Genomic DNA, 13,124 nt, shown 5'->3' on the forward strand with positions numbered 1-13,124 from the left:
CACAACTTTGTAACTTATGCTCAAGAAATTGTTACCATTTCGCAATAACTGCAGATTTAAATTTATTTTTCGCTGAATTTTAACATTCCGTTAACAAATCTTTCTTCAGTAAATAGTAGAATGGTAGAATACTATAGAAACATAAAGATAATGAACCAACTTTGGAGGGTCTATGAACGAAGAAGAGAAAAAAAATATAAACCACAGCACCCCGGCAACCGCTTATTTAAACAGGGACTTAAGCTGGATAGAATTTAACAGACGTGTGCTTGCAGAGGCGCAGGACCAGGATAATCCACTGTTAGAGCGAGCTCGATTCCTGGCGATTGTGTCGAGTAATTTAGATGAGTTCATCAGTGTTCGCGTAGCTGGAATTCAGGATCAGATCCGTGCAGGCTATACAAAAATGGATTTCACAGGCTATACTCCATCCGGTCTTTACAAACGTCTTATTAAACGTGTCACCAAAATCATTGCCGATCAATATCGCATTTTTAAGGACATTTCTCGGCAATTGCATAAGGAAGGTATCGTATTCGTCAATTATGAGGATCTTACACAAGCTCAGGAACTGGCTGCGGAACAATACTACCGGGATATTATTTTCCCTGTTCTAACTCCAATGGCCGTTGATCAGAGCAGACCCTTCCCGCTCGTGCATAGCCAGTTTATCTATCTGGCTGTCGTGCTCCTTAGTAAAAATAATCACGAAGAGGAACCATATTTTGCAATCCTGCAAATTCCGTCCAACCTGCCGCGGTGTATTCCGCTTCCTCATCGTTCCAATAGTAAGAAAAGGCAATTTGTTTTTATTGAGGATGTAATCAGGCAGCATATTCAAACGCTATTTAGCGGCTATGAGCCGGTAGCTGTTAATGAATTTCGATTAACTCGAAATTCGGACCTCACGATTGACGAGGAAGGTGCCGAGGACCTGCTGGAGGAAATTGAAAAGGAATTGCGCAAACGACGGAGAGGTGTTCCTGCCCGTTTGGAGGTACAAAAGGGTATCCATCCGTATGCGCTTGAGCAGCTTCAGGCTGAATTTGAAATTGATGATTTCGTATTTGAAGTAGAAGGTCCGCTTGATCTCGGGTTTCTAAGGAATTTCGCCGGAAGTCTTAAAGGGTTCAGCTATCTGAATTTCCCTACAATTGAGCCTGCCTACCCTGCTGAGTTCGATGAAAATGAAGATTTCTTTGAGGTTCTGCGTGAACGGGATGTACTTGTTTATCACCCTTATGAATCCTTTGATGCCATGACCGATTTTATTACACAGGCCTCCGAGGATGAACAGGTTATGGCAATCAAAATGACACTTTATCGTGTTAGCGGCAAATCGCCTCTTATCACGGCTCTCGCCAATGCTGCCGAATCCGGGAAGCAGGTTACGGTAGTTGTAGAGCTGAAGGCCCGATTCGACGAGGAACGAAATATTGCTTGGGCACGCAAGCTGGAGCAATCCGGGTGTCACGTAGTCTATGGTTTGGTCGGACTTAAAACTCATGCCAAAATAACACTTATTGTTCGCCAGGAAGGCCCGGAATTGCGCCGGTATGTTCATGTAGGCACTGGAAACTATAACGATAGTACAGCCAAAGCTTATACAGACCTCAGTCTGTTCACCTCTGAGCATCAAATTGGATTGGATGCTTCAGAGCTGTTTAATCAAATGACAGGCTATTCCGCAAATTACGACTGGAATTCCTTCATAGTTGCACCTACCAACATGAGCCTCTCCTTACAAAGGTTAATGCATCGTGAAGCCGCACATGCTGCCGCAGGGAGACCCGCACGGATCATCGCCAAGATGAACTCACTCTCCAATCAACCGGTCATTGACGATCTGTACAGCGCGGCTCAGGCCGGTGTTGATATTGACTTGATTATTCGCGGGGTTTGCTGTCTGCGTCCGGGTATCCCAGGCTTAAGCGAGCGAATTTCCGTGCGAAGTATTGTAGACCGATTCTTGGAGCATTCACGTATATATTATTTTGAGAACGGGGGCAAACCTGAGGTGTACTTATCCAGTGCAGACTGGATGACACGCAATCTTACCCGCCGGATTGAACTGATGTGCCCCGTGTTGAATAGTGATATCCGCAAACAAATTGTTAAGATCCTGGAACTATCTCTCAAAGACAATGTGAAGTCAAGTTTCCTTCAATTCAACGGAAATTATGAACGTCCGGACGACAAAAAGGCCCCTTTCCGGAGCCAGTTTGCTGCAATGGATGTTAGGTATTGGAAGGGAAATCGAGTTTTACTTTCAAATCCCAAACATTCTTAAAGGCCTTCAGGGCGTTCTCAATGTCTTCTACACCAAGTAGCGGGCCGTGAACGCCCTTGAGGTTAATGTCTAGATTATTACCGCGTAAATGAGCTTCTAGATCAGTTACAACACCGGTCTCACTGCCATCCAGTGCGATACTTAGTTGGACCAGTGTCCCTAGCTTATGAATCCACTCTTCGTCGGAAGCCAGCAAAATGTCCTTGTGCGTCATGGACAATTTCTGCTTCCGGCTTTTTGTGCTATAAGAGGCGATCAAAGCACACAGGATAAGCTGGCGATGGGATAGCCCACGTATAGGTGAATTCATCAACCAATAACGAGTATGGCGTTTGGATTGGTAATAATTAATATTGGAACCGGTCCGATGCAGCATAATAGAGATGTAAATCAACATCTCCTGCTCCTCTGTATTACCTCCATTTTTCAACGAGCCAAAAAGACGGTTAGCCAGCTTGCATACATGATCTAAATGACGTTTGGAGGCATGGATATCGAAGCTTAGAATAGTTCCCAGACTGTACTCTAGTGCACTGTCACGCACCGGAGCCTCAGGCTTGAGCAAATCATGCAGCATCCCTTCGCGGAGACCCTCTCCGCTGATTATTGCACTGCTCGCTCCAATATATTGATATACCGTTTGAAAGATGATTAACCCCGACACGATGATATCCGCCCGGCTTTTAGACAAGCCATCCAGATCCTTACGCTTCTCAAAGGGCATTTCAGGCAAGAGACTCATAAAGCGTTCAATAGTTTCACTGGACATGGTATACCCGTGCGAGTTCGGCAATGAATATTCCCGCTGCTTCTGATCTAGCTTACCCAATGAGCGAAGCGTACCCCCAAGCCCAAACAAAGGTAACCCTGTACCGGTATTCAGCCAGGAATGCTCCACTAATCGTCCGATTACATAAGCTTGGAGCTTGCGGACCTGATCCGCATTCCAATTACCGCCAAGTCCAAACATAACATTGGTATTCACTGCTCCAAAGGAAAGGGAAATACTATGTTCATAGCGGCGTCCGCGGAATAAGGTAATCTCCGTACTCCCTCCGCCAATATCTATGACAAAGCCATCCTCAATATCAAAGGTGTTAATGACCCCAAGAAATCCAAAGTAGGCTTCCTGATACCCACTGATTACTTCAATAGGAATGGATGAAGCTTCTGATAAATAGGTAATAATCTCTTCGGAGTTAGCCGCATTACGAATCGCTGCAGTTGCCCCGGCTCTTACTTTATCAACCCCAAAAGCCTGGCATACTTCTTTAAATTGCATTAGAACCGGGACTACAGTTTTCATGTCCTTCTGCTCGAGTCGTCCCTCTTTGGTAATCTTCTCACTCAGACGGGCTGAGCTCTTACATTCCTTGATTATTTTATATCCACCTTCCGGTGTCGTATCATATATCACAAGGCGAATGGAGTTGGATCCGATATCAATTATGCCAATTCGGCAGAGGTTATCTCCCATTAATGTATGTACTCCTTTATTAAGTCGATTGACCATCTATTATACATGGTTCATATGCATAAATGAAACGGCCTCCGGGAATGGTCACCGAGGGCCGTTTCAATCACTATGATTACAGAACCTTACTTAAGAAGTCCTGTGTCCGTATATTCTTCGGATTTCCGAATACTTCCGCAGGAGTGCCCTGCTCTACGATGACTCCGCCGTCCATGAAAAGGATACGATCTCCTACCTCACGAGCAAAGCCCATCTCATGCGTAACAATAATCATCGTCATTCCGTCTTCAGCCAGCTTTTTCATAACCTCGAGAACTTCGCCGACCATTTCCGGGTCAAGTGCTGACGTAGGTTCATCGAACAGCATCACATGGGGCTGCATCGCAAGCGCCCGAGCAATCGCGATCCGCTGCTTTTGTCCACCGGACAGCTGAGAAGGGTATGCATCTTTTTTATCCTCAAGTCCCACTGTTCTAAGTAGTTCCATTGCTATTTTCTCTGCTTCGCTTGGTTGGATCTTCTTTACTTTAACCGGAGCTAACATAATGTTTTGCAGTACGGTTTTGTGAGGGAACAGGTTAAATTGCTGGAACACCATGCCCATTTTCTCTCGAGTGATGTTGATATCATGCTTCTTAGCTGTAATAGATTGGCCTTCAAAACTAATATCACCGCCAGTAGGCTGCTCCAGAAGGTTCAGACAACGCAGAAAAGTACTTTTACCCGACCCGCTGGGTCCAATAACAACGACAACCTCACCTTTTTGGACTTCCAAATCGATGCCTTTAAGGATTTCCAGCTTTCCAAAGTGCTTTTGTAAGTTTTTAACCTCGATCATCTGTATTTAACCTCCTTTCCAATCTGCCAAGAATTTTGGACAATGTAAATGTCAAAACAAAGTACATAAATGCAATGATTACAAGCGGAGTAAATCCGTCATAAGTAATCGTCGATACAGACCGTGATTGGAACATCAGATCCATGACCCCGATAAAAGATACGATGGATGATTCCTTAATTATAGTAATAAATTCATTACCGATTGCTGGCAGTACGCTTTTGAGTGCTTGGGGAAGAACGATATAACGCATGGTCATTCCCTGTCTCATCCCTAAGGAACGTGCTGCTTCTACTTGTCCGCGATCCACGCCTTGAATCCCTGCACGGAAAATTTCGGCTAGATAAGCCGAGCTGTTGATGGACAACGTAATCGCTCCGGATTCCATCGCGGAAAATTCAATACCGAATGTTGCGAGACCATAATGGATCAGAAAGAGCTGGACCAGCATTGGCGTCCCACGCAGAAACTCCACCCAGGCTGTAGCAATAAAACGAACCGGCCACCATTTGGACATACGCAGCAATGCAATGGCGATCCCGAGCACAAAACCGAAGAACACGCCTAACACCGCTAAAAGCAAAGTGTACTGTAAACCCGATAGAAAAAAGTTTCGATATTCATAAGCCATATTAAAAATATTCATTAAACGTTACCTCCGATCTCCAAAAAAATAGAAAACAGCGGGTTACCGCCATTTTCTGAAGGGTTAAACATCCTGCTAAAGTCTACAGGCTTTTTTTCTTGTTAGTGCCTATTGAGTCTGCTTATTTGCTCTCGGCCAATGCACTTGCCGCTGCAACATACTCATCAATCTTGCCTTCCGAGTTAAGACGGGTAAGCGTCTTATTCACTTGCTCAAGAAGATCCTTATTTCCCTTCTTAATGCCGATTACGTAACCGTCATCTTCAACCTCTGGTGTAGCATCGGTGATTACCAAGCCTTTTACATTCTTCACAAAAGATTTGGCAACAGGCCCTTCCATAATGGAAGCATCTACACGGTTGGTTTGAAGTTGAAGCACGATTTCAGATATTTTAGTGAGGGATGTCAATTGTGCGCCTTCGATGCCTTTAGCGATATCCTCTTGAATGGAACCCGCTTGAACACCGATTTTAGCACCCTTAAGTGTATCCATGGTTGCGAATTTGTCTTTGTCTGCTTCACGCACTACAACGGCTTGCTGTGCTTTGTAATATATATCCGAAAGATCAACGGCTTTTCTGCGTTCTTCAGTCGGACTAAGACCGGAGATAACCATATCAATCTTCCCGCTTGACAGCTCATTCAGCAAGGATTCAAACGGCAAATCTTTAATAACTAGCTCTGCACCCATATCGGCAGCAATATCTTTAGCGATATCAATATCAAAACCAACGATTGTATCTTTGCCGCCAACAACCTTATGAAATTCATAAGGAGGAAAATCAGCGCTTGTTCCCATTGTGAGTGTCTTTACAGTTGCTGGTGCGTCTGTATTACCCGCAGTTGCCGCATTATTGTCATTCTTATTTTGGCCACAGCCGGTAAGCAAGCCTACCGATAGCAGCATTCCTAATGATATTTTACCCCATTTGTTCATTCTTATATCTCCCCTATTCTCTTTTTTACTCTATAATTTGCCTGGTTGACCGATTTATTATAAATCACATCGCATGAATATGCAAAGGCATTTTTGTGACAAACCCTGTCAATTATTAGACTCTCTGCAATTCGACCCTACCCATATCCGATATTTAAATTGAACATGCTGGTAGCTCCTCCCCGGTCCATTCCTAAAGGTCACCATAATAATCGCTCTTATTAAGTGTAATAAATTTTGAAACAAATATTACATAAATATGAATGACAGCATATCCTAAAAGGATAATATAGAAATAGTAGCTGTTTTGATTCATCCAGTTGAACTAAAGGGTAAAAAGTATGTTAAATAACAGGTTGGCCTAAGTCATACTTATGCCGTTTTATTAAAAAGGAGGTGCTGTCATGCTTTTGGAAGCTTTGTACCATGTGCCTCGAGATAAATGGGCCTATGCTTACGATACAGAAACTATACATTTGCGTGTCCGCACTAAAAAAGACGATGTCGACTGCGTAGTAGCATTAACCGGTGATAAATACGACTGGGAGCACACCTATTTCGAGGTGATGATGGAGAAGGCCGCAACTGATGATTGTTTCGATTACTGGGAGTGTGCCGTCCGGCCGAAGTACAAACGTTTGTGCTACACTTTTCGCTTAAGTACAGGTCCTGAAAGTATATACTTATTGGATAACGGCACACGTTACGAATGTCCCCCTCCCCCCATTCATTATTTTGAGTTTCCTTATATCCACGAAATCGATTTATTTAAGGTACCTGCGTGGGCGAAGGAAGCTGTTTTCTATCAAATTATGCCGGATCGCTTTGCTAAAGGAAATCCTTCTATAGATCCTGACGGAACCGAGCCCTGGGGCGGAATTCCTAAATTGGACAATTTTTTTGGAGGAGACCTGCAAGGTGTACTGGATCATCTAGATGACCTGCTGGAGCTAGGTATTAATGCCATCTATTTCACTCCCGTGTTCGTCTCACCTTCCAATCATAAATACGATATCGTTGACTATAAAAGGGTCGATCCTCACTTTGGCGATAATGCACTGTTGAAACGGTTAGTTGAAGAATGCCACAGTAAGGGAATTCGTGTGATGCTCGATGCGGTATTTAATCATTGCAGTGATAAATTCCCACCCTTTGAAGATGTTTTGAAGAATGGAGAGAATTCGGAATACAGGGATTGGTTCCATATTAATTCTTTCCCGGCTGAAGTTGTCGAGGGTATCCCTACCTATGACACCTTTGGCTTTTTCAGTAATATGCCAAAATTTAATACCGCCAATTCAGAGGTCAAAAACTATCTTCTGGAAGTTGCTGAATATTGGATTCGGGAAATAAAGGTGGATGGATGGCGACTGGATGTAGCCAATGAGGTGGATCACCATTTCTGGCGCGATTTTCGAAAAGTTGTAAAATCCGCAAACCCGGATGCCTATATTGTCGGAGAAGTATGGAGTGATTCCCTTACATGGTTGCTTGGTGACCAATTTGATTCGGTGATGAATTACCCCTTCTCCGGGACGGTGCTGGAGTTCTTCAACGGCGGAATTAGCAGCGGAACCTTTGGAAACCGTATCGGCGCTTTGCTTATGAGATACCCGCAGCAGACCAATGAGGTGGTCTTTAACCTGTTGAGCAGTCACGATACCCCGCGCCTCCTTACCTGTCTTGGAGAAGATAAACGGAGGTTAAAGCTGGCGGTTGTATTTTTGTTCACCTTCATGGGAACTCCATGTATTTACTACGGGGATGAGATGGGTCTTACCGGGTATGAAGATCCAGACTGCCGCAAATGTATGGAATGGAATCCGGATAAGCAGGACCGTGAACTCTACGATTTCTACCGAATTATGATTGCCTTACGCAAAAAGAACAATGCGCTTCGCGAGGGCCGTTTCCGTATTCTTCAAGCTTACGATGATGATTCCTGTATCGTCTATGAACGCGCAGATGAGGTAATCCACTTTACCATTTGGATGAACAATACACCCGAGCCTCGTACACTGAGCCACCCTATGGAGACAGATGATTGGCAAGACTCCCTTACCGGAGAGCCTGTTATCCCTCAGGACGGCATTATGAATATTCCGCTTGATCCCTATGGGTACCGGATTTTGTGCCGTACGCTCTGAGCGACGCTCTGTGAACGGTGAGATCGGTGTTATGAGCGGCCGCTCCGCGAACGGAACGTTGCTACAATCGCTGCCCAGTCCAGATTTTTTAAATTTTACCTTAACGGTATAAATCCGGACACAGTTTATGCTTTCGAAGCTAGTTTTCCTTCGGAAAACTTTCGGGCGACCGCTGCCGCTTTTTCGCAATCGTTCCGTCCTCTCCGCTGGGTTCGGCGGTAATTCATAGCTGTAAAAGCTACAAAACTAGCCAGCCTCCAGATTGTTGGAGACTGGCTAGTTTTCATTTTTGATTTCCAGCGGCCTGTTTTAGCTGTCCCAAGAAAATAAAGTATTAGACTACAGTTGTTGTACTGATGCAGTTTCAGAGTTTCAAAAGGTTCAGGTACTGGGAAATAAGTATTAGACTGACCTCAATATTTCAAACGGTGGCAGCTATTAACGAGAAAGTAAAGTTATAGACTACCGCTGTGTTGTTTAACTAGCGTTTCCCGTTAGCGTAATCTACTTTAGGAGACAACGGGCATCTAACCGTCTGGTAAACGAGACCTATGGCTCCAGAATCAAATGTCTTGTTTTCGATAAGTTTAAGATTGATCTTCTCCCTGAGACCTTGGAATAACGGTAACCCTTTGCCGATCAGGACGGGAGAAACCGTAATTTTATACTCATCTATTAAATCAAGCCGCATAAGGTAGTGTGCGAACCTAGGACTGCCGAGTATGACCATATCCTTGCCTGGCTGCTGTTTGAGGTTCTTGATCTCTTCCTCGACATCTTCTTTCACCAGTCTGGAATTGTTCCATTCGACTTTCTCCAGCGTCGTGGAAAAAACGATTTTGGCTGTCTTTTCGATCCACTCGGCATGATTCCGTTCATGCTGCGAAGCTGATGGGTTCGAAGGTACAGATGGCCAGTAACTGTGCATCATCTGATAAGTCCCACGTCCCCAAATGACAGTATCGGCAGTACTCAGAATTTCTTTCGCGTGTTTCTCCAAATCAGCATCGTAGGAAACCCAGCCAATATCCATTTCACCGTTCGGCCCTTCTACAAAACCGTCAAGCGATGCGTGCAGAAATAGAACGAGTTTTCTCATTTTCAGTTCTCCTTTATTTATTCATGAGGGATATCTACATTATACATTAACTACATTTTAGTATAATTCAACTTGGGTTGTTTCTATGGATTGCTAATCATCTGCCCGCTAGTTGAGAAATGGAAGCCCATTGAATAATGGGCTTCCATTTCTCTGAATGTATATTGTTTGCTCACCAAGTAATCCATCCGCTTGTTCGTTGATAGTCACGTAGAAGTTCATATTGTTCATTTTGCATCAATTGTTTCATTTGTGCTCTATATTTGCGGTAATCATCTTTTCTTGCTACTGTGCTTTCTTTGTGATAATGAACAGCTTTAATTCCTTTACGAAACTCTTTAAGTTTCTCTTTCCTTGGGTCTTTATGTTTCTTTTGAATTTTCCAATCATTTTTTTGCAATCTTCATCCCCGTTGTGCCGGGATAAATTCGGCTTACCTAGCCATCACTTCGACACAACTAATAGAAGAAGACCTTGGGATTAAACATTCATTCACCTCTGGGTTTATTTGATTAGATTTTACTATAATTGGAACTATTGTTCAGTGAAAATAAAGTGTTAGAGTAGAATCATTGATTTAACGCGGTTTTTTGTTGAAAAATCTTCAGCTATTCAAAAATAAGTTTTAGACTGATCCCATATATAAAAGCAGTGGCGAATCAAGACTTGATAAATAAAGTCTTAGACTCCGCTGTAGCGCGATGGTGGCGCGTCTCCCGGCCAGCGTCCAAATAGCTGCAGGAGTGAACACGTTTAAACTTGAAATTAAACTTAGGCCCACACTTCACCAGTATTCCAGGACAACATACATATTTTAATAAGGATAACGTTTTGGAGAAATATTATTTATGGTTAACACAGGAGGTGAATAAAGAATGAGCACTAAAACAAAGTCCGAGAAAAACAAGCCAAAGAGTAGCCCATCACGGTCTAATGACCCGAACGATCAAGGAAAACCTAGAGTGCAAAAATAATTCGCTGTAAAGCTGATAGGCCCAGTAAAATATTATGTAAGCACCAAACCCGGCCTAAATGACCGGGTTCTTTTATTTTGCTCATTTAATTGATCGAAGTCTTCCGGTTAGATTCCGCGGCAGCCTCAATTTACTTCTGTATTGAGCTATCGTTCTCAGTTAACTTTCGTCAACTTCAAGGACTGGTACGTAAGATTTATAGATAATTGGTTTTACTGGACTAAAAATAATTTTTAATCCAATAATTTTTCCACATCCACAGTTATTTCCACCGACATACCTCCATGAAGATATTTATTACTTACCGTAGCAATATCTTCTACTTTGATTTTTAAACCGAATATGCTTAACTGTTAATTCCATAGGTGGTCTCTGTCCAAAATCCCACCAACCTGCTTCTCCGTATTTTTCAAAATCAAAATAGGTAACGCGTGCAATGATTATCTCTTCTCTTTTTAGTCCTAATGCCATGAGAGCATTGATAACTCTTTTTTCAAACTCATCTTAATCAGTAATTAAAAATCAGTATATTTATTATATTTCTGATTCAATTCCTTTAAACGATCAATATCAAATATATGGCATGTTGCCATTGTTCCTTCGAATTTGTCTCCTCGCCCTTCACCTTTTTCAAATGCATATTTAACCCAAGAGCTTGGTGTACCAAATTTAATTTCCCCTTTTTTATAAAAAGTTTCTGCATATTTTTGAGTAGTGCATCGAAATGCTGAAACAAAGCTTTCAGGTTTGACCCATACATCTTTTTCATCCATTCCGTAAATCCTCCCTTATATAATCCTTTAATATTAAAGCCCAAAATAAGACAACGTGCAGGCGTGGAAATAGTTAAATATTCGTAAGTTTATCAACTATCCTGCTCGTTAGCTTAATGAAGCCATGACAGTTTAACTCATGATGCGAATGCGATGATTTTACGGGTAACCATAGGCAAGCAAAGTTGGTCCCTGGTACATAAAAATACAGAAAGATACCCCTCCTTTTGAATGGTAACTCGTTCTTCCATTCTACCAAAGAGAGGTATCTATGCTTTTTTGAGAAGGATGGATTCCGCAAAAATCAGCGAAGAGGACGGAACGATTGCGGAAAAGCGTTAGCGCTCGCCCGAAAGTTTTCCGAAGGATAACTAGCTTCGAAAGCATAAGCTGTCTCCGGATGTACACTGCTAAGTGTAATTCAATACATCTGGAGACAACAAGCTACTTACGCAACGTTCCGTTTGCGGAGCGTCCTCTCACAACAGTGTTAAATCGTAATTTTCTTGTAAATATCAATATACTGCTGTGCAGATACGTTCCAGCTGTAATCACCGGAGAAAGCGTTCTTGGTCACTCGCTTCCAATGTTCCGGTTTATGGTATAACGCAACCGCACGACGTAGAGTAAACATCATGTCATGCGCATTATAATCGGTAAAGGTAAAACCATTCCCCTCGCCTGTCAGCTCGTCATAGGCTTGTACGGTATCGTTCAAACCTCCCGTTTCCCTCACAACAGGTATGCTACCATAACGCAGGGCTAGCAGTTGGCTAATCCCGCAGGGCTCAAACTTGGAGGGCATTAAGAACAGATCGCTGGCAGCGTACATTTTGCGTGATAAGGCATCATTGAACAAAATTTGGGAAGAAAGCTTTGTAGGATAACGCCAAGCCGCTTCACGGAACCAGCGCTCATAAATCTCATCTCCGGTTCCAAGCAGCACAAACTGTATGTCGTCATAATACAACAGCTCGTCTAGGATACGGGTAATCAGATCAAGGCCTTTGGAATCTACAAGTCGAGTAACCATCGCTACCATAGGAATGTGCGGGGCGATTGGGAGTCCCAGTTCCTTTTGCAGTCCAATTTTGTTCTCTGTCTTCTTAGCCAGATTAGAACGATATTTGCTGAAAATTTGAGAGTCATTTGCCGGATTATAGCTCTTGGTATCGATTCCGTTCACAATTCCGCTCAAATGATCAGATCGGGAGCTAAGCAATCCCTCAAGTCCATAACCGTAGTAAGGGGTGCGTATTTCTTCAGCATAGGTTGGACTAACAGTAGTGACGTGATCGCTGTGGACGATACCGCCCTTCATATAATTCACGTTACCGTAATATTCAACCCCGCCAAAATAACTGCTATCCAAGCCCAGAAGCCCGTCCAGCACTTCATAAGGAAAAACGCCTTGATACAGCAAATTATGAATGGTGAATACGGTTCGCATGTTCGTGTAGAAAGGGTCATGGCGGTAATGGCCTTGCAACAGCATAGGAATAACCGCAGCATGCCAGTCATGGCAATGCAGTACATCCGGTTGGAAATCAATAGCAGGCAAACATTCCAGAACAGCACGGTTGTAAAAAGCAAACCTCTCACCGTCATCCATATATCCGTAAATTCCATCACGAGCGCCAAAATAATACTCATTATCGATAAAATAAATCGGAATCCCGTCCAAGACGATACGTTCAATTCCACAATATTGGTTGCGCCAGCCCACCGGTACATCCACAACGGCTACATGCTCCATTTGCGATTTGAATTTCTCATGAATTCCCCGATATTTCGGTAAAATTACTCTAACGTCTACTCCCGCACTCTTCAGTGCTTTGGGCAACGCTCCAATCACATCCGCCAGCCCGCCCGTCTTGATAAACGGATGTGCTTCAGCTGCGGCGAATAAAACCTTCATTCAAATTCCCCCTTGTCTATAAAATTAT

Annotated in this window: 11 protein-coding genes; 2 read left to right on the forward strand and 9 right to left on the reverse strand. The window is 43.2% G+C overall.

From position 1 onward, the window contains the following. Nucleotides 1–172 precede the first annotated feature (172 nt). Complete coding sequence (gene ppk1, locus PWYN_RS20975) at nucleotides 173–2,290, forward strand: polyphosphate kinase 1 (RefSeq protein ID WP_052088240.1); 2,118 nt, start codon at nucleotides 173–175, stop codon at nucleotides 2,288–2,290. On the opposite strand, the gene PWYN_RS20980 is transcribed toward ppk1, so the two are convergent. From PWYN_RS20980 to PWYN_RS20995, 4 genes are all read right to left on the reverse strand, one after another. Beyond that, nucleotides 2,238–3,767 (reverse strand): Ppx/GppA phosphatase family protein, encoded by a 1,530-nt coding sequence (locus tag PWYN_RS20980; RefSeq protein ID WP_036655892.1) that lies wholly within the window; start codon nucleotides 3,765–3,767, stop codon nucleotides 2,238–2,240. The two genes, ppk1 and PWYN_RS20980, sit on opposite strands and share 53 nt — an antisense overlap. A gap of 112 nt (nucleotides 3,768–3,879) precedes the next feature. Further along, the gene (locus tag PWYN_RS20985) at nucleotides 3,880–4,602 is read right to left on the reverse strand and encodes an amino acid ABC transporter ATP-binding protein (protein ID WP_036655894.1); all 723 of its coding nucleotides are present in this window, start codon (nucleotides 4,600–4,602) and stop codon (nucleotides 3,880–3,882) included. Continuing rightward, nucleotides 4,589–5,248, reverse strand: coding sequence for an amino acid ABC transporter permease (locus tag PWYN_RS20990; RefSeq protein WP_036655896.1), 660 nt, complete (start codon nucleotides 5,246–5,248; stop codon nucleotides 4,589–4,591). Before PWYN_RS20990 ends, PWYN_RS20985 begins: the two co-directional genes overlap by 14 nt. Before the next feature lie 121 nt (nucleotides 5,249–5,369). Beyond that, nucleotides 5,370–6,185: a transporter substrate-binding domain-containing protein gene (locus tag PWYN_RS20995; protein WP_036655899.1), complete on the reverse strand. Its 816-nt coding sequence runs from the start codon at nucleotides 6,183–6,185 to the stop codon at nucleotides 5,370–5,372. 404 nt (nucleotides 6,186–6,589) lie between these two features. On the opposite strand from PWYN_RS20995, the gene PWYN_RS21000 reads away from it, so the two are divergent. Next, nucleotides 6,590–8,332: an alpha-glycosidase gene (locus tag PWYN_RS21000; RefSeq protein WP_036655902.1), complete on the forward strand. Its 1,743-nt coding sequence runs from the start codon at nucleotides 6,590–6,592 to the stop codon at nucleotides 8,330–8,332. A 481-nt stretch (nucleotides 8,333–8,813) separates the two neighbouring features. Here PWYN_RS21000 and PWYN_RS21005 read toward each other — a convergent pair whose 3' ends face one another. The 5 genes from PWYN_RS21005 to glgA form a co-directional block, all read right to left on the reverse strand. Then, the gene (locus PWYN_RS21005) at nucleotides 8,814–9,431 is read right to left on the reverse strand and encodes a dihydrofolate reductase family protein (protein ID WP_052088242.1); all 618 of its coding nucleotides are present in this window, start codon (nucleotides 9,429–9,431) and stop codon (nucleotides 8,814–8,816) included. 172 nt (nucleotides 9,432–9,603) lie between these two features. After that, nucleotides 9,604–9,831, reverse strand: a complete 228-nt coding sequence (locus PWYN_RS21010) for a hypothetical protein (protein ID WP_240479804.1) — start codon at nucleotides 9,829–9,831, stop codon at nucleotides 9,604–9,606. 871 nt (nucleotides 9,832–10,702) lie between these two features. Then, on the reverse strand, nucleotides 10,703–10,876 hold the full coding sequence (locus PWYN_RS29385) for a hypothetical protein (RefSeq protein WP_157261232.1): 174 nt from the start codon (nucleotides 10,874–10,876) through the stop codon (nucleotides 10,703–10,705). A 44-nt stretch (nucleotides 10,877–10,920) separates the two neighbouring features. Then, complete coding sequence (locus PWYN_RS21015; RefSeq protein WP_036655904.1) at nucleotides 10,921–11,178, reverse strand: hypothetical protein; 258 nt, start codon at nucleotides 11,176–11,178, stop codon at nucleotides 10,921–10,923. A 490-nt stretch (nucleotides 11,179–11,668) separates the two neighbouring features. Beyond that, nucleotides 11,669–13,096 carry a glycogen synthase GlgA gene (gene glgA / locus PWYN_RS21020; RefSeq protein WP_036655906.1) on the reverse strand — a complete coding sequence of 476 codons (1,428 nt, stop codon included), beginning with the start codon at nucleotides 13,094–13,096 and terminating at the stop codon, nucleotides 11,669–11,671. Nucleotides 13,097–13,124: the final 28 nt, after the last annotated feature.

Origin of the sequence: Paenibacillus wynnii (assembly GCF_000757885.1) — a bacterium.
Taxonomy (GTDB): Bacteria; Bacillota; Bacilli; order Paenibacillales; family Paenibacillaceae; genus Paenibacillus_AQ; species Paenibacillus_AQ wynnii.